Source organism: Vibrio sp. PNB23_22_6, assembly GCF_052877535.1.
This window is the reverse complement of the sequence record NZ_JBNFXP010000004.1, coordinates 85697-110730: the sequence shown is the minus strand read 5'-3', so window position 1 is coordinate 110730 and position 25034 is coordinate 85697. Positions and strand designations below refer to the sequence as shown.

Annotated in this window: 22 protein-coding genes, 2 tRNA genes and 1 pseudogene; 10 read left to right on the top strand and 15 right to left on the bottom strand. The window is 45.0% G+C overall.

The features are described from left to right. The first annotated feature begins 67 nt into the window (after nt 1–67). Both ACVA54_RS05055 and ACVA54_RS05050 read left to right on the top strand, forming a co-directional pair. Nucleotides 68–1348 (top strand): mechanosensitive ion channel family protein, encoded by a 1281-nt coding sequence (locus tag ACVA54_RS05055; protein ID WP_446649440.1) that lies wholly within the window; start codon nt 68–70, stop codon nt 1346–1348. Nucleotides 1349–1680: 332 nt separating this feature from the next. Further along, nucleotides 1681–2610 (top strand): universal stress protein, encoded by a 930-nt coding sequence (locus tag ACVA54_RS05050; RefSeq protein WP_446644280.1) that lies wholly within the window; start codon nt 1681–1683, stop codon nt 2608–2610. A 100-nt stretch (nt 2611–2710) separates the two neighbouring features. On the opposite strand, the gene ACVA54_RS05045 is transcribed toward ACVA54_RS05050, so the two are convergent. The 8 genes from ACVA54_RS05045 to hppD form a co-directional block, all read right to left on the bottom strand. Then, nucleotides 2711–2787, bottom strand: a tRNA-Val gene (locus ACVA54_RS05045). 29 nt (nt 2788–2816) lie between these two features. Next, a tRNA-Val gene (locus tag ACVA54_RS05040) sits at nt 2817–2893 on the bottom strand. Nucleotides 2894–3073: 180 nt separating this feature from the next. Next, a complete protein-coding gene (locus ACVA54_RS05035) occupies nt 3074–3412 on the bottom strand; it encodes a hypothetical protein (protein ID WP_099078036.1) in 339 nt (112 codons plus the stop codon). A 135-nt stretch (nt 3413–3547) separates the two neighbouring features. Then, on the bottom strand, nt 3548–4207 hold the full coding sequence (locus ACVA54_RS05030) for a DUF2726 domain-containing protein (RefSeq protein WP_119464227.1): 660 nt from the start codon (nt 4205–4207) through the stop codon (nt 3548–3550). Nucleotides 4208–4461: 254 nt separating this feature from the next. Next, nucleotides 4462–5130, bottom strand: a complete 669-nt coding sequence (maiA, locus tag ACVA54_RS05025; RefSeq protein WP_099078038.1) for a maleylacetoacetate isomerase — start codon at nt 5128–5130, stop codon at nt 4462–4464. A 19-nt stretch (nt 5131–5149) separates the two neighbouring features. Beyond that, on the bottom strand, nt 5150–6187 hold the full coding sequence (locus tag ACVA54_RS05020; RefSeq protein WP_119464226.1) for a fumarylacetoacetate hydrolase family protein: 1038 nt from the start codon (nt 6185–6187) through the stop codon (nt 5150–5152). Between the two features lie 9 nt (nt 6188–6196). Beyond that, nucleotides 6197–7327 (bottom strand): homogentisate 1,2-dioxygenase, encoded by a 1131-nt coding sequence (locus tag ACVA54_RS05015; RefSeq protein ID WP_119464225.1) that lies wholly within the window; start codon nt 7325–7327, stop codon nt 6197–6199. After that, on the bottom strand, nt 7320–8393 hold the full coding sequence (hppD, locus tag ACVA54_RS05010; protein WP_119464224.1) for a 4-hydroxyphenylpyruvate dioxygenase: 1074 nt from the start codon (nt 8391–8393) through the stop codon (nt 7320–7322). Before hppD ends, ACVA54_RS05015 begins: the two co-directional genes overlap by 8 nt. A 405-nt stretch (nt 8394–8798) precedes the next feature. Between hppD and ACVA54_RS05005 the strand changes: the two genes are divergently transcribed. Continuing rightward, entirely contained in the window at nt 8799–9065 is a 267-nt protein-coding gene (locus ACVA54_RS05005) for a hypothetical protein (RefSeq protein ID WP_446631666.1), read from the top strand. Nucleotides 9066–9328: 263 nt separating this feature from the next. On the opposite strand, the gene ACVA54_RS05000 is transcribed toward ACVA54_RS05005, so the two are convergent. Beyond that, complete coding sequence (locus ACVA54_RS05000; RefSeq protein WP_119464270.1) at nt 9329–10780, bottom strand: NAD-dependent succinate-semialdehyde dehydrogenase; 1452 nt, start codon at nt 10778–10780, stop codon at nt 9329–9331. A gap of 153 nt (nt 10781–10933) precedes the next feature. On the opposite strand from ACVA54_RS05000, the gene ACVA54_RS04995 reads away from it, so the two are divergent. Next, nucleotides 10934–11866, top strand: coding sequence for a LysR family transcriptional regulator (locus ACVA54_RS04995; RefSeq protein ID WP_446649439.1), 933 nt, complete (start codon nt 10934–10936; stop codon nt 11864–11866). Between the two features lie 40 nt (nt 11867–11906). Here ACVA54_RS04995 and ACVA54_RS04990 read toward each other — a convergent pair. After that, nucleotides 11907–12140 (bottom strand): annotated as a pseudogene (locus ACVA54_RS04990) (L-2-hydroxyglutarate oxidase); the annotation flags it as partial. On the opposite strand from ACVA54_RS04990, the gene ACVA54_RS04985 reads away from it, so the two are divergent. Further along, the gene (locus ACVA54_RS04985) at nt 12038–12373 is read left to right on the top strand and encodes a hypothetical protein (RefSeq protein WP_446642192.1); all 336 of its coding nucleotides are present in this window, start codon (nt 12038–12040) and stop codon (nt 12371–12373) included. The pseudogene ACVA54_RS04990 and the gene ACVA54_RS04985 overlap by 103 nt on opposite strands. 143 nt (nt 12374–12516) lie before the next feature. Here the strand turns inward: ACVA54_RS04985 and ACVA54_RS04980 are convergent, their stop codons facing one another. After that, nucleotides 12517–13335 (bottom strand): hypothetical protein, encoded by an 819-nt coding sequence (locus ACVA54_RS04980; RefSeq protein ID WP_446617222.1) that lies wholly within the window; start codon nt 13333–13335, stop codon nt 12517–12519. 399 nt (nt 13336–13734) lie between these two features. On the opposite strand from ACVA54_RS04980, the gene ACVA54_RS04975 reads away from it, so the two are divergent. The 4 genes from ACVA54_RS04975 (at nt 13735) to ACVA54_RS04960 (ending at nt 18406) form a co-directional block, all read left to right on the top strand. Then, nucleotides 13735–14433, top strand: coding sequence for a winged helix-turn-helix domain-containing protein (locus ACVA54_RS04975; RefSeq protein WP_446579286.1), 699 nt, complete (start codon nt 13735–13737; stop codon nt 14431–14433). Then, nucleotides 14412–14894 (top strand): hypothetical protein, encoded by a 483-nt coding sequence (locus ACVA54_RS04970; RefSeq protein WP_446608745.1) that lies wholly within the window; start codon nt 14412–14414, stop codon nt 14892–14894. The genes ACVA54_RS04975 and ACVA54_RS04970 overlap by 22 nt, the downstream gene beginning before the upstream one ends. Nucleotides 14895–15063: 169 nt before the next feature. Next, entirely contained in the window at nt 15064–16683 is a 1620-nt protein-coding gene (locus ACVA54_RS04965) for an MFS transporter (protein WP_119464220.1), read from the top strand. Nucleotides 16684–16765: 82 nt separating this feature from the next. Continuing rightward, nucleotides 16766–18406, top strand: a complete 1641-nt coding sequence (locus tag ACVA54_RS04960) for an MFS transporter (protein WP_446596492.1) — start codon at nt 16766–16768, stop codon at nt 18404–18406. A gap of 620 nt (nt 18407–19026) precedes the next feature. Here ACVA54_RS04960 and ACVA54_RS04955 read toward each other — a convergent pair. Continuing rightward, nucleotides 19027–20763, bottom strand: coding sequence for an amidohydrolase (locus ACVA54_RS04955; RefSeq protein WP_446649438.1), 1737 nt, complete (start codon nt 20761–20763; stop codon nt 19027–19029). A 163-nt stretch (nt 20764–20926) separates the two neighbouring features. After that, complete coding sequence (locus ACVA54_RS04950) at nt 20927–21097, bottom strand: hypothetical protein (protein ID WP_446649437.1); 171 nt, start codon at nt 21095–21097, stop codon at nt 20927–20929. A gap of 337 nt (nt 21098–21434) precedes the next feature. Here ACVA54_RS04950 and ACVA54_RS04945 point away from each other — a divergent pair, with 337 nt between their 5' ends. After that, the gene (locus ACVA54_RS04945) at nt 21435–22541 is read left to right on the top strand and encodes a M20/M25/M40 family metallo-hydrolase (RefSeq protein WP_446649436.1); all 1107 of its coding nucleotides are present in this window, start codon (nt 21435–21437) and stop codon (nt 22539–22541) included. A gap of 331 nt (nt 22542–22872) precedes the next feature. Here the strand turns inward: ACVA54_RS04945 and ACVA54_RS04940 are convergent, their stop codons facing one another. Together ACVA54_RS04940 and ACVA54_RS04935 are read right to left on the bottom strand one after the other, a co-directional pair. Next, entirely contained in the window at nt 22873–24204 is a 1332-nt protein-coding gene (locus ACVA54_RS04940; protein ID WP_446649435.1) for an ammonium transporter, read from the bottom strand. 53 nt (nt 24205–24257) lie between these two features. Continuing rightward, nucleotides 24258–25031 carry an energy-coupling factor ABC transporter ATP-binding protein gene (locus ACVA54_RS04935; protein WP_099078054.1) on the bottom strand — a complete coding sequence of 258 codons (774 nt, stop codon included), beginning with the start codon at nt 25029–25031 and terminating at the stop codon, nt 24258–24260. Nucleotides 25032–25034 lie beyond the last annotated feature (3 nt).

Sequence of the window (25034 nt, the reverse complement as noted above, 5' to 3'; positions counted from 1 at the left end):
ATTAACAGCTTTTCTATGGTTTTCAGCCTATATCCCAATCTTTAGGCTCCACTTTGAGGATCACAATTTGCTCGATCATCACATTCGTACTTATATCGCAAAAAAACTGAGTATCGTCGGTATCAACAGCGATCCTTATGGCATTGAACTCACCACGGTTTTCATTCTGGGTAGCCTCACCGCCGCAGCGATAAGCTACTTATTAGTACATCACTTAATTGTTCGTTCAGTTAACAACGTCCTTCAAAGAACAAATAAGCCCCTTGCCAAAAGCCTTGAGAAATACGATGTATTGGAAAAACTATCATTGTTGACCCCCATTATGGTCTTGGACCTATTTATACCCCTCGCGGTTGGACACTATGATTGGCTTGCTGATCTGCTCGATCGCATCTTAAGTATCTCTATAATAGTCATCTTTATTTGGATGATTTTTGCTCTTCTCGATGCCCTCAATGACATTGCGACCTTTAAAGGCATCACCAGACGAATGCCCATCAAGAGCTTTGTTCAACTCATAAAACTGTTTACTTTCTTTGTTGGCAGTGTGGTTTCTTTGTCAATACTGGCCAACGAATCGCCTGTTATCTTCTTATCTGGTTTAGGTGTCGCAACCGGCTTTGTGATGCTGGTTTTCAAAGATACTATTCTTGGGTTTGTCGCAGGCATTCAACTGTCCGCTAACCGAATGATCAGCTTAAATGACTGGATCCAAATGGATGCTTACAAAGCGAACGGCACAGTAGAAGAAATCTCCCTGACAACAGTAAAAGTAAGAAACTTCGACAATACGGTCAGCATGCTTCCCGCCTATGCTCTGGTACAAAATGCGTTTATCAACTGGCAAGGTATGTCTGATTCTGGCGGTCGTCGAATCGAACGTTCAGTGAACATTGACGTGACGTCTATCCGATTTGTATCAGATGAAGAGATTGAAAAGCTGAAAAGTATCAGAATCTTACGTCAGTATATTTATGAAAAAACTCGAGAGATTAATGAATATAATGACGAGTTAGGTGATGAGCCTGAGTTTGGTAACATTCGGCAATTGACCAATTTGGGTATGTTTCGCGCCTATATTAATGCTTATCTACGGGCCAATAAGGATATCCATCAGTACATGCTGCTTATGGTCCGCCAACTGGAACCAACTCCGGAAGGCATTCCACTTCAAATATACGCATTCAGCAACAACACCGACTGGGCATACTACGAAGGCGTACAAGCAGATTTATTTGACCATATATACGCCATCATGCCCCTGTTTGGTCTGCGTCCATACCAAAGACTCACCAGCAACGACACCGTTCAAATGACAGCGTCTAACGTGGCTCAAACGACACAGTAAATACAAAAAAAAGAGATAGATATATGAGTCTATCTCTTCTTTCTAATTTGCGACTTGTTATGGTGTCACGTCTTCAACAGTAAGGTTGAGAGTGATATACCAGTACAAGCACTTGCGGCGGCTACCGCACCTGCAGATAACGTAATGGCAAGAAGTGTTTTCTTTAGCATTTTCATTCCACCTAATAAGGTAACACTTGCCGATTGTAGTCCCTTTTTGTGAAGTTGCCATTCTGCGTATTTAAGGCTAAAGGTAAAACATGACAATATTCCCCACCTTTTATATGGAAATATCTTTCAATTAGAACAACACTATAAAAAAAGGAGGACGCAATGAAAGAGTTTAAAAATGTTCTGTTCGTCAACCATGGATTGGAAGGTAAAAGCCATGGCCTGGTCCAAGCTATCCAACTAGCCGAGAACAACCAAGCAAGCCTAAAGGGATTAGTTGTCTGCCCATCTTTGCCTACTAGCATGATTAATTATGAAGCGAATTATGAGCAATCCTTAATCAACTCGTTAGCTGACAACATGAAAGAGTTGCAAACCAAAGCCGGAGCGTCACCTCACCCTTTCCCAATTGAAATTGAGAGTGGCAGCTACCCTGCGGTTCGGATTATCCGTTCAGTATGTCGCCATAAATACGATCTACTCATCAAAGATGCTGAGCCCCTTGATGATGATAGCAAAGGCTTCAAAGCGTTAGATATGAAGTTGCTACGTAAATGTCCATGTCCGGTTTGGCTAAATAAAGAGACCGGCAAAGCGCCATGTAACATGCATGTTGCTGTTGCTATTGACCCGACGATTACTGCACCCGAGGAGCAAGGGCTAGCCATACGTTTACTTCAGCTTGCCCGCACTGTCGCCGATAGCTGTGATGGCACACTACATATCGTCTCTTGCTGGGATTTTCAGCTTGAGAACTATCTAAGACACCACATCTGGATTCAAGTGGAAGATAAAGTACTTGATGAGCAAGTGGAGGCAGAAAAAACGACACACCGAGCGGCACTGGATGCATTAATAGATAAATCAGGCATCAAAGGAGACACTGTCATACATCATATCCACGGCACCCCTGATGATGAAATCCCTCATTGGGTCGATGAGCAGAATATTGATGTATTAGTCATGGGGACCGTTGCACGCTCAGGAATCCAAGGGTTATTAGTCGGCAATACTGCAGAAAATATCTTCCAAACCATCAACTGCTCTTTAGTTGTACTTAAGCCTAGTGGCTTTGTTTCGCCTATTCAGTAGCGAAAGCTAAGAGAAGTAGCAGCATTACATTCGTAATAGACACAAAAAAGCCCGCACAAGTGCGGGCTTTTTTGCTATATGACGTATTCATATAAAAATTTGGTGGGTCCGACCAGATTCGAACTGGTGACCCCTACCATGTCAAGGTAGTACTCTAACCAACTGAGCTACGGACCCAAATTTTATTCCTAACCATTCAAGTTGAATGGTGCGTCCGAGTGGACTCGAACCACCGACCCCCGCCATGTCAAGGCGATACTCTAACCAGCTGAGCTACGGACGCATTTCTCTGGAACGAGAGGGATATTATCCATATACCATCAGCGGTGCAAGCAGAAATTTATGAACTTTGAATCGTTTGGCGAAATTCTAAACTCAAGCCCTGTTTTTAGACGAATTTATCAGCAATTGCAGCCACTTAACGCTCTAAAAGTGTGATCTATGCAGCTTTTAGTCATTCCTGTTAATTATCGTATGGCACTTGGCTCAACATCCACATCTGCAAAGTTTGCGAAACATTAGGGCAAAAACCAAAAAGGATCTGATATTTCGGCGTAAAAGGCTCACCAATGTAGGTCGTACGAATCAACTCACCGGTTTTAAGATCAACCTGAGTGCTGACTCGTCCTTTAAAGTTTTGAAAAATCAAAAACTGCTCACTTTGATAGACCATCTGCTCATAGTAATACAAAAAATGATCTTGTGGTGTGTCGGTCAACTGGCACTTTAATGGCTTCAAATTTGGTATCGCGTTGGCATTTAGCGCAACCAGCAGTACTAAAAAACCCCATCCATATCGCATTGTTATACCCTATTCTTCTTTCTTTAACAAAGTATAGGAGCTAACTAAGCAACGTGGATGATATACAGAAACGAAAAAGGCTTTAACCCACCGGAGCTAAAGCCTTAACTCTAGTTACCTCACCGCGAAGCCTACTTATTCATCCGATTCAAACACGACATTGTAATTTTCGGTATAGGTACAGTTTGACTGTCGGCTACAAGTAAAGAAGCGGCGGCCTTTAAACTCACCTTGGTTTGCTGTTTTGATGACCATCGGACTGCCACACTTCTTACAAAAGCGAATTTCTTTGTCAGGCTCGATTAAGTCAATATGTGCAGCCAATAGACGACGCAGTCGCCCTACCTGATAGCTGTGCTTCACCGACGCGCCAATGAGTGGCAAATTTGCGGTTTTACACACATGCATTAACAGTTTTTGACGTTCAATTTTGCCTTTGTGTAACTGTTGCCCATTGTCCAGTTCAATAATGACACGTGGCTGTAGAGTGCGAGGGTCGCAAATCACATAATCAAAGTAGCTTCGGGAGATTCGATTGCTAGCGATAAATAGCTGCTTTTTGTTTTTTATGTCTTTCGGCGCAATCAAACTTGCCATATTAACTTTAGAGAACACCACCGCGTGATCACCCACAGCAGCTCTCAATGCATTGAAAAATGCGCCTTCTTGCCCATTTAAGAGTGGCCCTTTAGAGCGATATGGATAGTCACGAGTGTCATCATGTTTGATCACGTACTTTTGAATGATAAAAAAGAAAACAACCAAAAGAACAACAATGATAAAGATGTTGGTCATAGATAATAAGCGCCTAAAACAACGAGTTGCTCAGAGCCTAAAGGGAAAACGCAGCCAGAGCAACAAAACCATAAATTTGCGCGAGAATGGTAACAGAGTACCAAGCACTTTTGGCACCAGTGGATATGCGAAAGCGGTAAGTTTGCCGAAATTTATTTTATCTGGAACCAAAGTTATCGATACATCGCCTTGCTAGTACCAATCGGCCTAATCAAAATTCGAACACGGTTAGGCCTTGCATAACTCAAATCAGGTTAGCGGTTGGCATCGGATTGATGTTCTGGCATGGCATCAATGAACGCTGGCAGTTGATTGCACGCCTCTACAATAGAATTGATGAGCGGATAAGGCGACATATCCAAGCCAAAACGAAGCGCATTATAGACTTGCGGCACCAAACAGATATCCACAATACAAGGCCAATCCGTGACACTGTAGATACTGTCTCCGTATAATTGTCGATGCTTGTCTAGCTTCTCTTCTAATGCCAAGAAGCCTTGTTTCATCCAATGATGAATCCATTCTATTTTCATTTCTTGATCACAAGATAGTCTTCCTTCCAAGTACTGCAATACCCGCAAGTTGTTTAATGGATGAATCTCCATCGCAATATCCTGCGCCATCGCGAGCGCCTGATAACGTAATGGTATCTGCAGGGGAATCACGGAAGTATCGGAATAGCGCTCATCAAGGTACTGAATAATGGCGAGCGACTGATTGATGCGAACCTCACCATCCACCAGCATTGGGACTAATTCCGATGGATTGAGAGCGTGATACTCTACGCTGTGTTGCTCGCCTCCATTACGTACGAGATGTACTGACTTTGATTGATACTTAAGGTTTTTTAAGTTCAAACAAAGGCGAACCCGATAAGCAGCCGAAGATCGCCAATAGCCGTAAAGCGTCATGTTATCGCTCATTCTTCTCTCGCCCAATTCATCAATGTTTAAGATACTGACTGACTTGCTGATTAATTGAGCCAAAAATGTTGTTACCTTCCGCATCGAACATTTCAAGCTTAATTGAATCGCCAAAAGACATAAAACCAGTAGACGGTTTGCCATCGCGAATGGTTTCAATCATCCGTACTTCCGCGATACATGAGTACCCTACGCCACCTTCTTCAATGGATGTGCCGTATTCAGTGCCTTGCTTGTTTGACACTGTGCCAGAACCGATGATTGCACCAGCCGACAACGGGCGAGTTTTTGTCGCATGGACTATCAAATCAGCAAAGTCGAATGTCATATCAATACCTGCGTTCGGGCGACCAAAAGGCTTACCGTTATAGGTTGAAACCAAGGGCAAGTGCACCTTATTCTCATACCATGCGTCACCCAACTCGTCCGGTGTGACTGCGACTGGCGAGAATGCCGAAGAAGGTTTAGATTGGAAGAAGCCGAAACCTTTAGCCAGTTCAGCCGGAATAATTCCACGTAGCGAAACATCGTTAACCAACATGATTAGACGAACCGACTCCTGTGCCTCTGCAATGCTCGCTCCCATTGGCACATCACCAGTAATGACTGCCACTTCACCTTCAAAATCAATCCCCCACTCGTCACTGGCAAACTCTATGTTGTCACATGGGCCTATGAATGCATCTGAACCACCTTGGTACATCAAAGGATCCGTCCAAAAGCTTTCGGGCATTTCTGCACCGCGGGCTTTACGAACCAGCTCGACGTGGTTAACGTAAGCGCTGCCATCCGCCCATTGATAAGCGCGAGGCAAAGGTGATTCGTAATAATGAGATTCAAACTCTTCACTGGCTACGACTGAGCCACCATTTAGCGCAGCGTAGAGCTCCTCTAATTGAGGCGACACTTTATCCCAATTATCCAGTGCGACTTGCATGGTGGGCGCTAAGTGCATTTCATGGAAAATATCTGTCGCAGAGACACACTGTGTTAAATCTTTGCTCACGACCATTAACTGGCCATCACGAGTGCCATTTTTCTTGGTTGCTAATTTCATCCTTGTCCCTTACTTCTCTTGCCAGCTGTAGACGTATTCTTTGTTTTCTACCTTGTCGAGTTCCTTAGAGAACTCAAGCGAGTGGCGGGTATCAATCATCACAGCCACTTCGTCAGTAAACTTCTTCTTGTACTCCCGACCCGCTTTAAACGCTTTCGGATGCGGTCCGTGCGTAAAGCCGGCCGGATGAAACGTCACCATCCCCGCTTCGATATTGTCACGGCTAAAGAAATCCCCTGCGTGGTAGAACAACACTTCGTCGTAATCATCATTGTTGTGGTAAAACGGCACTTTTAATGCCCCCGGGTCACTTTCAATAGGACGTGGGACAAAAGTACACACAACAAAACCTGCTCCTACAAATGTAGTATGTGCAGACGGAGGTAAGTGATAGCGATGCGACATGAGCGGTCGAATGTCACGCCAATTTATTTTCACTACCGATAAGTCACCGTGCCAACCAATTGCATCTAACGGATTAAAGGGATAAGTGATCACACTAACTCGATCGTGTCGTTTTACTTGAACTTGTGTTTGACTCTCTGAATACTGGGCGCGAAATGGGTCATTGATCGATGGCACTTCTAGTACTGCCGGGTCAAACACGGCGTGATTACCTACCATGCCTTTTTCTGGCAGTGAATAGGCCGCATCCGTATTTTCGATCATCAAGATAAACATCGGTTCACTTGGCTCTAACCGCCAATTGGTTGAGCGCGGAATCATCACATAGTCCCCTTCACTCACCTGTAAATGCCCATAATCACAATAGAGGTCCGCAGTGCCTTGGTGGATAAAAAGCAGCTCATCCCCGTCCGCATTACGTACCAGAAATTCCATTTTATCGTCCATTCGCCACACTCTAATTTTGCAGTTGGCGTTATGCAGAAGATGAGGTACTGCCCATGGTGTGATCTGGTTTGCCGTTTCCACCAGGTTGAAATCGAAAGCTCGCGGGCGCAAATCCCCTTCCCACTCAGACCAACCAGTCGGTGCATGTTGATGATGAAAGTGCGATGCAGGGCCAAAGAAACCACTTCGTCCTGCTTCTCGCTCAAAAATTGCCTCTTGCGGGAAATCAGCATGTGCTTGTTTGGAGCACACTCCCTCCCGGTGAGGAAATGTGATCCATTTATGCATCGCTTAGCACTCCTCGACGAATTTGGTCTTCTTCAATCGACTCGAACAATGCTTTGAAATTCCCTTCTCCAAAGCCTTCGTTGCCTTTTCGCTGAATGATTTCAAAAAACACAGGGCCAATAACAGTTTTGGTGAAGATTTGCAGCAAGATGCCATCTTTGGTAGGAGCCCCATCAATGAGAACTCGCAGATCGCGCAGTTTACTCACGTCTTCTTCGTGGCCTTTTACTCGTTCGTCGACTTTCTCATAGTACGTGTCTGGCGTCGGCATAAACTCCATGCCGCGCTCACGTAGTGTTTGCACCGTCTGATAGATGTTGTCTGTGGTTAGCGCGATATGTTGAATGCCTTCACCGTTGTATTCACGAATGAACTCTTCAATCTGTGATTTGTCATCCGAAGATTCGTTAATAGGTATACGAATTTTGCCACACGGTGCCGTCATTGCACGGCTGACAAGGCCAGTCAGTTTGCCTTCAATGTCGAAGTAACGGATTTCACGGAAGTTACCAATGCGCTCGTAAAAACCAGACCACAGATCCATATGGCCTTGTTTCACGTTATGAGTCACATGGTCAATTTCATACAAACCCACGTCTGCTTTTGCCAAACGCTCGTCAGCATCATCATAGAAGCGGAAATCAACATCATAGATGCTTTGTTTACCGTAGCGATCGACAAAGTACAGTAGGCTTTCACCAATACCGTAAATCGCTGGAATGCTCAACTCCATCGGGCCAATTTCGGTTTTGTATTCCTTCCCCCCATTTTCCAATGCTTGCTTTAACGCAACCGATGCGTCTTTTACACGAAACGCCATGCCACAAACAGAAGGCCCATGAACTTTAGCGAATGCTTCTGCTTGGCTGTGCGGTTGTGCATTCACAATAAAACTGATGCTACCTTGGCGATATAACCACGCCTCTTTAGAACGGTGTTTAGCGATCTCGGCAAAACCTAGCGACATGAACAATGCTTTTAGTTGCTCAATACCTTCGCTGCACGCAGCGGTGTATTCAACAAACTCGAATCCATCCGTACCTAGCGGATTATACGTGTCAACCATGACTATCTCCTCGTGTCGTTCATTTTATGAGTCTCTGAACTTTCGTCCTCAATTCATATTTCTAACTTGGCGCAGCGAGAGAAAAATTGGAATACATAAACGAAAATCGACATTGGCGCGATTTGAGGCGACAAATGTAAAATATATGTTACACGGCAAATTGCAACGTTTTCTACCTAAAACATATCAACAACAGCTTCCTTATATCAGTGTATTAGCACGCATTACCGATATTTACACGAACCATTAAATTGTAAAGTGGTTGTTACTTAAGGGGGGTATGATCGCTTTTGTGCTTTGATAACACATTCAATGTCAGGGTAAGGACAATTTCCCTTAACTTATATGGAATGCATACCTATAAATAATGGTGTTCCTTTTCCGTTTTGCACACTGGTTATAGATATGGCCCGCCGAACTCAAGAAAATACCCAGATCACCATTAACACTATTCTCGATGTCGCGACTGAGCAATTGATTACGCTTGGCTACGAAAGGATGTCATACACCACGTTGAGTGAACAAACGGGGATCTATCACCATTGTGCCTATTTGCATGAACTTCACGTACAAATAGAATCCGTCGCTTGCACAAAGTTAGGGCAACCGTGCCAGCACACTATTGAGTGGCTAATTAGAAAGATGCAGCTTAGCTTACAAACATACCAATAAGCCCAACGCCATCATAAAGCGCTGTGCATGCGTTAATTTACGAACCAATCGGCGTAAATTTGAATGGGACGTGAATCGGTGACCAGTCGCCGAACTCTTTATTGAGCTCGGCTTGTCCAAATAAAGAATCAACCTAATCGGAAATTATCTAACGACAAAAACAAAAAAAAGCAGCACATAAAGTGCTGCTGAAACAATCACGACGGAAGACAATGATTAGGAATAAAAAACTTAAGGGCGTTTCTATTTCTGAACCTAGGAGGTTAGGCATCTATTCCATGACATAAATATTTGATTTCTAGATAATCATCGATGCCATACTTAGATCCTTCACGGCCACATCCAGACTCTTTGACACCTCCGAAAGGAGCGACTTCGGTCGAAATGATGCCTTCGTTAATACCCACGATGCCATATTCCAACGCTTCACTCACTCGCCAAACTCGACTATGGTCACGCGTATAAAAATAAGCGGCTAGCCCATAAGGCGTATTGTTGGCCCTTTCGATCACGTCAGATTCTTGAGTAAATCGGAATACCGTCGTTACGGGACCAAACAACTCTTGATGTGCGACTTCCATTTCCTCGGTTACGTCAGTCAAAATAGTTGGCTGATAGAACTGCGCGCCAAACTCAGATACCTGGCCACCAAGCGTCAGAGTTGCACCTTGCTCTATTGCTCTTGCCACCAGCCCTGACACCTTCTTCACCGCTCTATCATTAATCAACGGTCCAATATCCGTCTCTGAATCTAGACCATTACCGACGACCAAATTCGACACCGCCGTTGAATAGCGATTCATAAACTCATCGTAAATGGCATCATGAATATACAAGCGGTTGGTACAGACACAAGTTTGCCCAGCATTACGATATTTAGAAATCAGTGCGCCTTGCACGGCCTTGTCGATATCCGCATCTTCAAACACGATAAATGGCGCATTCCCACCCAACTCCATCGACACTTTCTTTACCGTTTCAGCGGTCTGACTGAGAATAAATTTCCCTACTGGTGTCGACCCTGTAAACGAGACTTTTCTCACCAAAGGATGACGACAAAGTACCTCTCCAACCTCCGCTGGATTAGCCGTGGTCACCACGTTAATTACGCCTTTGGGTATTCCAGCTTGCTCAGCGAGTGCAGCCAAGGCAAGCGCACACAGTGGTGTGTCTTCTCCCGGTTTCACGACAACCGTACAACCCGCCGCTAGCGCCGGGCCAACTTTACGAGTGATCATCGCAATAGGAAAGTTCCAAGGCGTTATCGCCGCGACCACCCCAACAGGTTGCTTAATGGTCATATAACGATTGTTTGGGTTGGCTGCTGGGATGTTATCGCCATAGGTTCGTTTTGCCTCTTCCCCAAACCATTCGATGAATGACGCGCCATACATGACTTCACCGTAAGACTCTTTGTAAGGCTTACCTTGCTCGCTCGTTAATAGCACGGCTAAAGACTCTGCATTTGATACGATGAGTTCAAACCATTTTCTAAGTAAGTTTGCGCGTTCCTTGCCGCTGGTTTTCTTCCAAGATAAAAAAGCGTGATGAGCAGACTGTACTGCTGATTCTGCATCTTCCGCTCCCATGTCCGGAACTTGTGTGATCACAGTGCCTGTTGCTGGGTTTACGACATTAACTTGCTGCCCACTTTTTGCGTCTACCCACTCACCATCTATATAGCCTTGGGAAAATACCAAACTTAACTCTGCCATCATTCAATCACCCTCTGTTAGAAATATTAGCAACTTCAAAGATTTGTGATTAGAAATTACGCATAATCACCCTTTTATACAACAAAATAATAACAAACATTCAGCCGAGATAAGTATTGTTCTCTAAACATGAAGTTTTAAGGGGCTAAAACAATGACAAAAAACCCTTCTCCAGTGGGGCAAATCGGCGACTACGAAATCAAACAACTTAAGATATTCAAAGTCGTTGCTGATTGCGGTGGATTCTCTGCCGCCGAAACAGAATTAAACATCAGTCGCTCAACCATCAGCATTCACATTTCAAACTTAGAATCACGGCTTAACCTAACGTTATGCCGGCGCGGTCGCGCAGGTTTTGCCTTAACTGAGGAAGGGATTGTGGTGTATGAAGCGACCGTAAAGCTGTTAGGGGAACTCGAAGATTTCAGAAATACAATTAACCATTTAGACATTCAACTTTCTGGTAATTTGACTGTTTTATTTAGTGATACTATCAGCCTTGACCCTCGTGCTGGCATGCCGTTGGTGATTCGAAAGTTCGCTAAGCTAGCCCAGGAAGTATATCTGACTGCCGAAGTCGCGAGGATGACAGAAATTGAAAGAATGGTTATGCAAGAAGAGGCAGATATTGGGTTTATTCCCTATCACAGGGAGTTAGAAGGGTTAGAATACGATCATATCTATACTGATATATTCTATCTCTATTGCAGCAAAGACAATCCGTTAGCCACTTTGTCTGATGAAAAACTGACGGATGAAGTCATTAACGAGTTTCCGGTGGTATACGCTGGAATGAAAACACAAGAGAAGATCAATGGTCATTTAGCGAACATGAACTTAAAAGCGACGGCCTACAACTATGAATCACGACTGGCGTTGCTACTATCCTCTCGCTATATCGGCTATTTACCAGAGCGTTATGCAAAGCCATACGTAGAAACTGGAGAGTTGATCGCCATCACACCCGAGCATCGTTTCTATCGCTTGGAAGTCATGGCGATAACAAAGAAGACCATCGCTGTGAATAAAATTCGCTCCCTATTTATTAAAACGATGCGAAATTTTTATCAACAACAAAATCAGTAATGTTCATCGTCCCTCCTTTGCTAGAAGGAGGGGATGCTAGCTAAGCGACATCTGCAATCTTCATAGAAGTTGGTAGCTGTTGCTTTTCAGCAATTTTGTCACAAATGTAGCCACCAATTGGAATCGCAGAGGTTGCGGCTGGGGACGGCGCATTACAAACGTGAAGACTGCGTGCACTTTCGGCAAACAAAAAGTCGTGCACTAACGTACCATCTTTTAGTACTGCTTGAGCTCGGATCCCCGCCGGGTAAGGCTCTAAGTCTTCTAACTGAATTATGGATAAAAGGTGAGATTGGCCAGTACTTCCAGGAAGGCTTGCATTCTCTAAAAGGTATCGACTCGATTGTGGACATTCGTAATGACGGGTTAATTGGTGCCGTTCAATTTTCCGATGCTTCTCATGGAAAACCAATAGGTTTCGATATCCAAAAACAGTGCTATGACAAAGGCGTAATGGTTCGTAGTATGGGCAACACCATTGCCCTATCCCCCCCCGCTTGTTATTAAAAAAGAGCACATTGATGTCATTGTCGACACACTTGATCAAGTCGCGAAAGACATTCCCGCATAATCGTATGTCCTGCTATGGTAAGTAAAGAGGTGGTCAAATTGACCGCCTCTTTCCCTAATTCATGCCATTCGCACGGAACTTAGAAGTAATAACTATAAGTAAACTTCAGCTCCGTTCCCTGCCTGTTGTGCCCAAAGCTTTGCTCGGCATCATCAAAATACTCGGTATAGGTGACTTTACCCCAGTGTTTACGGTTGTCTGTAAACGGGGTCTGAAACGCAAGGTCCAATTGCAACTGATTGATTGTGCCAACCTCCCCACCAAAGTCTAATGAACTAAATTGCGGGTTGATTTGCACGTGCGTACCATTTTTATGCAGATAAATGGAGTTTAAGAAATTGAACTGCACGCCCCAAGTGTAATCATCCACTAAGCCCAGTCGGCTGTAAGTACTGTTATTTTGCCCGACCGCCCCCGCCAAAATTGGAAAAGATAACCAGTTTTTAAATGGGGTGTCGACACGAATCAAACCGCCTACCGCAAACAGTCGATCCGATATCGCGTCCGTAAAACTGGTTTCAATATAATCAAGTGATATACCAGCCATTGGGGCATGCTGCCACTCTGTATGGGTAACTTCAAAGTACCTTGCGCGTACTTGTGACAAATTAAAATCGTCGCTACCAACTTTGCCATTCTCCTGGCCCTGAACGGTTAACTGCCCCAAAAACAGATTGCCATTACTTTTCCCGCCAGACATCTGGCCTTGAATTTGAACAAAATCGTTATCTTCTTCAGTAAAACTTTGTTTACCGTAAGTGATGTTCAACACAGAAGAGACTTTGGTATGGTCACCTGGATCCGGCGCATCTTCAGGGCTAATGTGTTCATCTGCAAATACATTGGAAGTAAAGAGTATAAGTGCACTACTTAATGTTATATTTTTATAATTAATCATGGTCAAAAACCTATTGTGCGTTATTGGTTCTTGGCTTCAACGAGCCAAATTCCAAACCACTCTAGGGAAAACCGCCTGACTTCGATAACAAAATAAAAGAACAATAAATGAAAAAAAATATTCACACCGCATGTAGTAACTAACTGGTTAATTAACCTTATTTTTTTGAAAGACTTCTCGCCACAAGAGCCATGCCACCAACTAATCGATAGTACGGAAATATTGACCATAAAAATTTCACTATATTTATAGTCACTTATTATTGAATAGCCAAATGACCCAATCCTCATTTTTGGCTTTTTGCATTTTGATGCAAAGAATTTATTGCCGTGGATCAAATGCTCCAATCATGGTTCTCGGTTAGCATATTTTGCGTAACAATGATGAAGAGAACATAAAATGACGAATCTATCCTTGGAGCCACCGGTATATAAAATCGGTGATATATCCTTTTCACCCACTTCCGGAGTGATTGAAAAACAAGGAGACTTATCTCGACTACGCGCTAGAGAAGCCAACTTGCTTCATGAGTTGATTAAGACGTTTCCTGACGTTCTGTCTCGCGCATCCATTGAAGAGACACTATGGAAAGATTCTTACGCAACCAACGCAACCATAAACCAAACCGTCAAAGCGCTTAGGTTTTCGCTGCAAGACGTTGAGCGTAATCTTATTAGAACCATCCCCAAGCAAGGTTATGTGCTTTCTGTCGCTCCTCAACTCGATGAGTGCAAAGAGGCGACAGTGCGTGTTGAAGCACAAACGCAAATCTCGGCAGATAACGCGGAAAACGTAACAAATACCGACGCTACTTTAAGTATTCATCACTTACCATCGCTGCGTTTTTTTACGGTAACAATCGCCGTCGGAATTGCATCGTTTGCCCTCTCCGCCTCTGGTCTCTTCGTTACTGAACCTTCTCGAGTCAGCCACCAGCAAGGAAAACACTGGGTTTTGTTTGATGCTACGCCTGACGAGCTAGAGACGCTGCAGCTCGACTCCGTTGGGCCCGTCAAATATGTAGTCAAACAAGACGCCTTTTATCGCGTGTGTTCTCAAATAGAAGGAGTATTGAAGTGCCAAAAAGTCGACTTTTGAAATTATTAATACTCGCCTTGGTGATCGTCCTTTCGTGTTTGCTTGGCACTAAAACCTATTACGTTTTGAATGACCCATTTCGGGTATATGAAGGTGGATGGCAAGGTGACGGTGCGATCTATATCAATGACAAAAAGATCGACAGTAGTGCTTTCCTACTGATCAAAGGCGGGAAAATTCGCCTTTCCATTCACAACCAATACAAAGAATTCAGCTACACCTACGACGGAACCTTAGTGATGCGTCAACGTGAACATATCAGCGCTCATTTCGATATTGAGAATCGGCATGTGGAAGGACTTGAGGCGTTCATCGAAAATACCAAGTTAGACGTCCCTATAGGGGGTACGTTACTTCGATTGAATACATGGCGACTGGATGAAGGGCGAATTTTCCTTGATGTCCAGCAAAGTAATGGAATAGACGTATCTTATATTTTAACAAGAAAGTCAGATGGTTAGAGTGATTTTAGCTTTTTTTACCTATTAATTTACAAATACAATTTTTTTTCTTCTAAAGATACTTTTTTTGGTTGGAGCGAAAGCAACCACACGCGGTTAAATAACGGTGATGATTAATTCATAACTATAACGACGTGAGCTTTTGCTCTTCAACCAAAAGGTATCTACTATGACGGTATCCGCTTCTACCCTTCCTAAACAGGAAGAAAAATCAGGGCTAGCCAAATGGTTCCCTCTGATTGTTCTTCTTGCTGCCCAGTTTTCAACAATGGCAGATAATTCAGGCTTAGCGATTTCTACAGATGCGCTCATCGCGCTTCACGGGGCGACTATGCCACAAATTCAAATGGCCAATGCTATGTACCCGCTTATCGCTGGTGCTGGCATGATAGCAGGTGGTCTGATCGGTCTTATTATTGGCTGGAAACGCCAAATGGTCATCGGCGCTGGCATGCTAGCTGCCGCTTCCTTTGGGGCAGCTTTCGCACCGAATATGGAAATCTTGAACTACGGCGCACGCGTTGGCGCTGGTTTAGGTGCTTGTTTGCTAATCCCTGCTGTGCTGGCAAATGTTGCTGGTATCTATAAAGGTAAAGACCAAGCGATCGCATTCTCCGCCATTGCCGCATTAGTCGGTCTTGCCAGTGCTATCACTCCACTGCTCTTCGGGTTCATCCTTGATGTTGCCAGTTTCCGTGTGGCGTTTATGGGCTTGGGCGTTTACTGCTTACTGGTTATGTTTGGCAGCATGAAACTACCTACGCTTGACGCTAGCCCATTTAAAGGCAAACTGGATACGGTCGGCATTGCACTCGCGGGTATTGGCTTGCTTTGTTTTGTAACCGGTCTTCTGAAGATTTCTGAGTGGGGTCTGGTTGCGCCGCTTACTGACTTCAGCATCTTTGGCTTATCTCCAGCAATTCCAACCGTTCTGCTTGGCGCTGGTATTCTAAAAGCACTGATGGTGTGGGAGCGTCGCTTTGAAGCACAAGGTGGTACGCCACTTCTTCCATCTTCTTATGTTAAGAACCCGCAAGTCGTGGTTGGTTTAGTGCTATGCGCAACCATCTTCCTGCTATTCGGTGCGACAGGCTTCATTAACGTGTCATACATGCAGCTTGTCGCTGGCATGAGCGCGTTCTCTTCCGGCATGGCTCTGTGTGCGTTCGCTTTGGGTATGATGATCGGTTCCTTAGGTGCACCTGCAAAACTTTCCAACTGGACTTGTCAACGCGTATGCCAGTTAGGCTTTATCATTGCGGCAGCCGGTACTGCGCTCATGTTCCTTGGCTTCACTACGGAAGGCATCACCTTCTGGCAATACATCTCTCTGACTATTTTTGGTACTGGTGCAGGTCTATTGGCATCTCAAGCATCCATCGTAGTTACTTCAGCGCTTGATGAGCGTGAAGCGCAGCAGTCTGGCGGCATCCAAGCGACATCACGTAATGTGGGACAAGCATTCGGCGTTGCAATTTTAGGCTCTGTTATGCTGTTCTCTCTCACTGGCGCAATTAAGTCTAACGTGGCGGAACATGAGGCTCTGTCTGCTGAAACAAAACAAATCATTATTGAGCAACCTTCATTGCCATTTGTGTCAAATGCGATGGCTGTTGACCTGATGGAAAACTTGATTGCCGATAAAGAGGAGCAACGCATTGTGATTGAAGTAATGGCAGAATCACGCTTGCAGTCTGTTCACTACGCTCTATTTGCACTTATCGGTCTGATGCTTGGTGGTTTGGCACTATGTTCTAAACTCCCCCAGAGATCGTTAATGAAGAGCTAGTTTACGTTCTTATTCGCCCCGGGTACGCCGGGGCTTTCTTAGTTTTAACCCCTACCTTTCCTCAGTCACTAAGTGAGGCGCTATGGAAAATACAAAAGAGAATAAGAGCTGGCTGCTCATCGCTCTGTGCCTAGCACAATTCACACTCTCAGCCGATGTCGCAAACCTTTCGATTTCCACTTCGGCATTAGTGCAACTCTTTCAAACTGATATCTCAAATATTCAATTTTTGGGTACGGTCCAACCGCTTGTAGGCGCAGCTTTCATGTTATCTGCCAGTGCGCTGGGGCTGATCATTGGTTGGAGACGACTGCTTATTTTAGGCACCTCTGTCGGCCTCATCTCAACCATTGGTTTTATCACCATCGACAATATGTCGACCATTTCCTTATTTGTACGACCACTTGCCGGTATTGCCTCTGCGTTAATATTGCCTGCGGTTCTCGCCCTTGTCGTTGCGCACTTTCCCGGTAAAAACCGAGCGGTCGGTTTCGGTTTAATGGCGGCTGCAACTGGACTGGCTGCCGCGTTGATCCCTTTGGTGAGTGGTTGGCTACACGATAATACCCACTGGTACTGGCCTTTCGTGCTCATTGCCATTTGTTATTTTTTAAGTTTACTGACGGCGATATTTTGTATCCGCCCGATTCACACCAACCAACCCGCTAAGTTTGATATTTTAGGTGCGAGTCTTGGAGCAATCAGCACGGTAATGATCTCGTTTAGCTTAATAAAAATGCCTTACTGGGGAGCGATATTGGTCTTAAATGGCGCGAATACGCCATCATGGCTTAGCTTTATTTTTCCTATCAGCCCAGCACTGTTTCTACTAGGACTTGGCTGCTTCTTATTCGGCATTTTCATATTTCAGCAAATTCGCTTTGAACGAGCCTATGGATACGCACTGCTGCCTATTAGTTGGTTTATAAACAGTGCATCACGTACCGGTTTTATCGTGCTCTCTTTAATGTATATCGCACTGGGCGGCAGTAGTTTTGTTGTTGTCACTTACTTGCAGGTCGCAATTTCTCTCTCTTCGGCGCATTCTGGTGGCATCATTCTACTGTTCTCCGCGTGTATGATTTTCTTGTCCGTCGCCACTCCACTGTTTTTCAAGCATCAATCACCTAAAAAACTGTGTCAGATCGCGTTTATGGGGATGTTTACCGCTGGCGCGACATTGCTTTTATCAAGCCAAAGTGACCAAATCTTAGGGTCTTTTTATATCGGTATGGCACTTCTTGGCGCATCAATGGGAATCTTGGCGTCACAATGCCCAGTAATTATCACAAATGCATTAGGTGAACGTGATGCTGAGCAATCCGGCGGATTACAAGCAACGGTGAGAAACATTGGCCTAGTGCTTGGGATAAGTCTGTTTGGGGGAATAAATCAGTGGACGATGGATAACACTATTCGCTCCAATCAAGAAATTTCCACATACTACCCAACTTCGTTTGTGTCCGACTTAAAGCAAGTCTCCCATGTTCCGTATATTGACAATGCGAGGGTCGATATTTTAATTGACCGTTACCAACTCGATAACCATCAAGCGAGTTACCTATTGAAAGCGAATGCCAATGCAAGAGTGCTCGGCTTTAACCTTGCGATGATGACTCTCGCGCTACTAGCGCTGATCGGCGGATACATGAGCACCAGAATACATAAGTCAAGCATTACCCCTCTTCCCCTGCCACTTAAACAAGCCCTACCTTTAAAGTAACTAGCATCATAGGCCAGCCTCCCATGGTTGGCCTAAAGTCTCTCTTTCATACTGACTCCCAAATAACTTCAAGTGCTTTACTCAGTGCATTCTGTTAGTTCTATCTCTAACAGCCGCTGACGCAAACAATCAGGGAAGAACAACGCAGTAAAGTGCCATTGCGTGAGCTTCCTTGGTTTGCCTGAGGTGCCCTCAATATGTTCAGACAGCGCGCTCTCAGTGCCCAATGCAGACGATGCCGTCACAGGTTCAACGTTGAGTCTCGACGCGCACTACGTCATATATCTAACAACCTATACGCGTATCGGGTAAGTATGTCTATTGGTGCTTTGCTGCGGTTTAAAAATCATAGCGCGCTGTATTTCACTATTGGTCGGGAAAGTACTCTACCTTTAGCGCCGTAAGTGATCACCATTAACACCTTCTCTAAGCATGTTTTCGTGCACAATAATCCGACCACTTACCAATACCAATTGGGCTCACCTTAGCTTCCTCGCTAGAGCATGTCGCTTCCATCTCCGGGCCTTTCACCTTAGTTTCTGACTAAGCCTTTTAACAGACATAAAAAAAGAGCACTGTGCGTGCTCTTTGAGTTAAGTGAAAGTGCGTTTATGTTGGTGTTAAGCCATTTCTGTTTCTTTCACTGACGTTGCTATACGTGGGTGTACTGTCACTTCACCGCCCAATACCGTTGCATGAACGTGAATGTCTTTGATCTGCTCTTTAGGCGTATTCAAAGGATCTGCATCTAGTACTGCGAAATCAGCCAGTTTTCCTGGTACAATCGAACCTTTGTTGTCTTCATGCCCCATTAGGTATGCAGCACCTAGTGTTACCGCATGCAGTGCTTGCTCTGCGGTCAAGCACTCTTCTTCACCATACACATTGCCAGAGAATATGCATTTACGATTCATCGCGCCCCACACCATAAATAATGGGTTAACCTGTGTCACACCGTCATCACAGTGGATAGAAAACGGAATGCCTTTTTTCGCAGACGTTTGGAATGGGTTCAAACGCTTAACAAGCTCAGGCCCCACGGTTTGAGTGGCGTGCACATCCCCCCACACCGGTACATGTGTACCAAATAGGTTGTGACAAACCCCTAGCGCTTTCATGCGGTCCATTTGCTCGTCAGTCACCATTTGATTGTGCTCTAGGCAGTGACGTGCATTTGGCATTGGCGTGTCTTTTTGCATACGCTCGATAAGGTCTAACAGTTTTTCTGTTGTACCATTGCCGTTACAGTGGAAAGAAATGTTGTAACCCGCCTTATGGAAAGGAAGAGAAGCTTCATAGATCTCTTCAATGTCACGAGTCAGTGATGTGCTTGGCTTGCCATTATAGAATGTCTGACCGTCTAGCAAGTTCGCGGTAAACCCTTGAATTGAGCCGTCGGTATTTACGTACTTAACGCTGCCAATGCTTAAGCGATCATTGTTCTCTGCTTTCATTGCATTCACTTCATCTACGCTGAATACGCCAACAAGTGGGTATGCAGTAACACGAAGTTTAAATGCTGGATTTGCACTGAGTGCTTGGTACAGTGGATAAGGGTTAGATGGAATACCCATGCCACAATCAGCAACGGTCGTTACGCCGAGTGAATGGGCAATGTTCGCGTAATCAATCAATGTTTTGCCGATAACAGCAGGATCAGTGCCATAGTTAAATGCGCCAACATTCAGTGCGCGATACAGATCTTTCATCTCTGCAATGTCACCCGTTAGTCGACCGTTTTCACGGAGAATAAACTCTGGATCATCATCTAAGCTGTACCCTACTTTTTCGATTGCTTGCGAATTCATTGTTGCTAAATGGCAACTCGCATGCATGAAAAAGACTGGAGAGTCATCAACTACTGAATCAAGGAAATCACGGTTGACTATGGAGCCATCTGTCATCAACAAGGGGTCAAGACCCCAAAGGTTAAGCCAGTCACCTGTTTTCCCTGCATTATCATGCTCTTGTTTTAATTCTTTGATGCGAGCTTTTAACGTCTCTTCCGTTGAGCAGCCTTTTAGTAATTTGCCACCAACACCTAAGCGATCATACTGGCCGCCATACTCGAACATGCCAGTAAACAGCGCCGCCATCAGTGGGTGCATGTGTGCTTCAATGAAGCCCGGAACAATCGTTTTCCCTTCAAATTGAGCGTCATGACGGTAAGAGATATTTTCCGTATTTAGGAATGTTTCAGCCTGATCTTTAGTGCCCGTAAAAAGTATTTTCCCACTTTGCACGACCACAGCATGCGCTTTTGGTTGGTCTTCGTTAACCGTAATAAAATGGCCCGTATATAAGACGGCTTCGTTGCTGTACTCAAGACCAGGGTTAAGAACTGTTTTTGTTGTCATAATGAAACTCCGAACATGTAGGATACGTGTTTGTTTTTTTGTGTACCCTTTCAAACTGCCTCAAACCATCGATGCTTTCGAGAATTTAAAAGTGAAATAAAATTATCAAACAAAATTCGCAACTAAAAAAACATCAATCCATTGAATTTATTAATTTTTTTAGCTAACGATAGTTTTGTTGCTGGTCAAAAAATAGATGCACTTCAAAGCTTCCTATCGGAATTTCAGCTACTTCAGATTGCTCCTTTCTAATATCAACTACGCTATAGATGATGGCACTCGCCAATACAAGTATCAGCAGGACATAAATCAGTATTCTTGTGTAAAAACCCATAGCGCACCCCTCATTGGTTGATTGAGTACTAGTTATAGGCTGCTTAGTCCTTTCATATATTGATAAGTGCCGCTCTTAAACAATTTCTCATTTATTGTTATTTATTTTGGTTCTTCGTTTGCTCCCTCAATTCATACTCGCTTTTCCTGTCGCTTACGCTTTCGTGACCACACCATCACTTCGTGATTTTTGATGGTCAGAAGAATGTCAGGCAGGTCTCTTCTTTGATTCAACGCAGTTTTCGCTAGAAGAAGGTGTGTAATAAGAGAAGTTCTGTTCCCTTTCGTGATCCCAGCTTCATGGCGACGATCTCGACCAAGAAAGAATGAGACACCTAATGACACAAATTAATCAAGAACGTTTAGTTGAACACTTCTGTCAATTGGTTCGTATCGACAGCGAAACAATGAACGAAAAACAAATCGCAGAAACACTGGCAGAGCAACTGGGCGAACTCGGCTTTGCGGTTCACAAACTTCCAGTACCAGAACACATTTCAAACGGTTTCAACGTATACGCACGTTTGGAAGGTAACAAGGAAGGCTCTATTCTAATGAGCTGCCATATGGATACCGTAACACCGGGTATTGGCATCGAGCCAATCATCGAAGACGGCATCATCCGCTCGAAAGGCAACACGATTCTTGGTGGTGACGACAAATCTGGTATCGCGGCCATTATGGAAGCAGTTCGTTGCATCCAAGCTGAAAACCTAGAGCACAAAACACTGGAATTGGCGTTCACGGTACATGAAGAAGGTGGCCTGTTTGGTTCTGAATACTTCGATATGTCGCATGTAACGTCAACGGAAGCAATCGTACTCGATACAGGCGGCCCTATCGGTACTATCGTGACGGCGGCACCGGGCCAACAAAAAATCGTTGCGACAATCAAAGGTCGCCCGGCACACGCAGGTCTTGCACCAGAAGAAGGCATCAGCGCTATTATGGTTGCGGCAGATGCTATCAACCAAATGAATCTGCTGCGTATCGATGAAGAAACCACCGCGAACATCGGTATGGTCAACGGCGGCCAAGCAACCAACATCGTAATGCCTGAACTCACCATCGTTGCGGAGGCTCGCTCACTAAACGGTGAGAAGCTAGACGCGCAAGTGAAGCACATGATCTCAACCTTCGAATTTGTGGCTGAAAAACACGGTGCGGAAGTCGAAATCGAATCAAGCCGCGCCTACGATGCATTTGTAATCGAAGAAGACAATGCTCACGTAACCGCAATCAAAGCGGCGTTCGCTGACATGGGCATCGATGCATTCACCAAAGGCACTGGCGGCGGTAGCGATGCAAATAACTTCAACAAGAAAGGCCTAACAACGGTTAACCTTTCTACTGGTATGGCAAAAGTACACACCACTGAAGAGTTCATCGCGGTTGACGATATGGTGAAAATTACTGAATTCGTTAAGCACTTCCTAGTGAAATAATGTTTCAGAAGTAACCACGCTCTCCCCGTTATATCGCCCTGTCGATGATGGAGGGGAGCGTTATCCGCTCTCTATCCTTCCTTCTGTTTTCTACCATGCCAACTTGGCAATAGTTGCTGGCAGACAAAATCAAAACTGATGAAGCGTACCGTACAGCAAAGACACTGGGGTTCGACCTTTTCCAAGGCTTCCAACTGTACAAACCCGAACTGCTAACTCTGCCGTGTGTCGCATAAAGTAATCAGAAAAAAACGGAAATCCTTTCTGGATTTCCGCGTGTTTGTAAGTGTACTACTCTATCTCGTAGTGCCTGAAAACCGTCCCAGTCCTATCACTGTTTGGGTGGTTCACCATTTTCCTTTGGGGTTTCTTCGTCTGAGGTTTCTTCGCCTGAGGTTTCTTCCCCATCGTTAAACCCACCAGCGACGATGTCATCCTCACCAACATCATCATAGTGATAGGCATGCTCACCCAAACCGGCAAAATCAAGCCCCTTCTCTTGCATCTCATCAGGGGCTTTCAAATCACCATTGCGGTCAACCAACTTCAGGATAAACATTGTGATAAACCATGAATACACAGACACCACAACGACACCCACGATCTGGATAAACACTTGGTAAACGCTAGCCTCGACTTTATCAATTGCTTCACTTGCCAAAACACCCACCAAAATGGAACCGACGATACCGCCAATGCCGTGGGCGCGGAACACTTCCAACGCATCATCCACGCCTAGCCTCTCCTGAATGTGCTTGGCAAAGTAACACGCAGTTGCCCCAATCAAGCCGATTAATATGGCTGAGCTTGGTTCAACATACCCTGCCGCTGGTGTAATGGTAGCGAGACCTGCCACAGCCCCAACCAAGGTACCAGAGAAGGAAGGTCGGCCACGCTCACGCCACTCCCAGAACATCCAGACCAACATGGCCGTTGAACCAGAAAGGGTGGTGTTGGTAAAGGCGTAAGCGGCAAGCTCGTTTGCCGCATAGGCACCGCCGGAGTTAAAGCCAAACCAACCAAACCACAGCAAGCCGGCACCGACAGCCACCAAAGGCAGGTTTGCCGGCAACTCATGTTCGCCTTTGCGAACGCTAACACGCTTGCCAACATACAACGCCGTAGCTAGCGCTGACACGCCCGCCGTGGCGTGAACCACAATACCCCCGGCGAAATCCACCACACCAAGTTTGGAGAGGAAACCGCCACCCCACACCCAGTGCGCAACCGGAATATAAATCAGCAGTGTCCACAGGATGATAAATTTCAGATAAGGCCCAAACCGGAATCGCCCTGCAAATGCTCCAGTGATGAGTGCCGGTGTAATGATGGCAAACATCATTTGGTAGGCGAAAAACAAAATGAAGGGAACGTTTGGTGCATACGCATCATTTGGCAGTGCTCCAATGTGCCTCATCCCCATAAACTGGGTTAACGAACCAATCACACCGGCTACATCATGACCGAAAGCGAGGCTAAAACCACCAAACACCCAAATGATGGAAACGACACCCATGCAAATGAAGTTTTGCAGCATGATGGTGAGCGAGTCACGCTCCCGGACCAAGCCGCCATAGAACAAAGCAAGGCCAGGCGTCATCAATAAAACCAACGCGGTACATAGCAAAAGAAACGCTGTATCACCACTGTTTAAAATATCCATATCGTATCCTTTCTATTGCATCTAAATCTATGTTAATAAAAACAAAACCAACATTATGAGTTACTGCGATACAATGTGGGTTTACCCGGGCACTGGACGGGTTTCATCGACAAAGGCAGCGTCAACCCAAATTCCCTCAGTGCTTTTTCATCAGAGAACAATTCGGCTGGCCTTGTACTACAAACCAGTTTCCCTTCCTTTAGCACAACAACTCGGTCACAAACCTCAAGCACCATGTCGAGATCATGCGTGGCAATGAGTTGGCTGTGTGTAAAGGATTTGATAATCCGGATGACATTTTCCCGTGCGATCGGATCTAAGCTGCTAGTTGGTTCATCCAGTACCAAAACATGGGGCTCCATTGCGATAACCCCTGCAATCGCAACACGTTTTTTTTGCCCCAGCGATAGTCTATATGGTGGTTTATCGATCATGTTTAGCCCATCCACTACGACCAGCGCAGCCCGAACTCGTGCATCAATGTCTTCATCAGGCACCCCAAGGTTTTTCAACCCAAATGCAATATCGTCGTAAACCGTAGGCATAAATAATTGGTCGTCCGGATTTTGGAATACCACACCTAGCGTCCGCCGAACCGTGTTGAGGCTGGACTCGCACACTTTTAGGTTTCCAATGAAAATCGCACCGTGAGTAACCGGAATAAAACCCGATAAAGCACCAATTAACGTTGATTTACCGGCACCATTTGCCCCCAGCAATCCAATTTTCTCACCGTGATGAATCTGGAAGCTGATGCCTTCAAGGGCAAAACTACCGTCGTCGTACTCATAGCTAATGTCGTCAAATGTAATCAGATGATGGCTCATTTT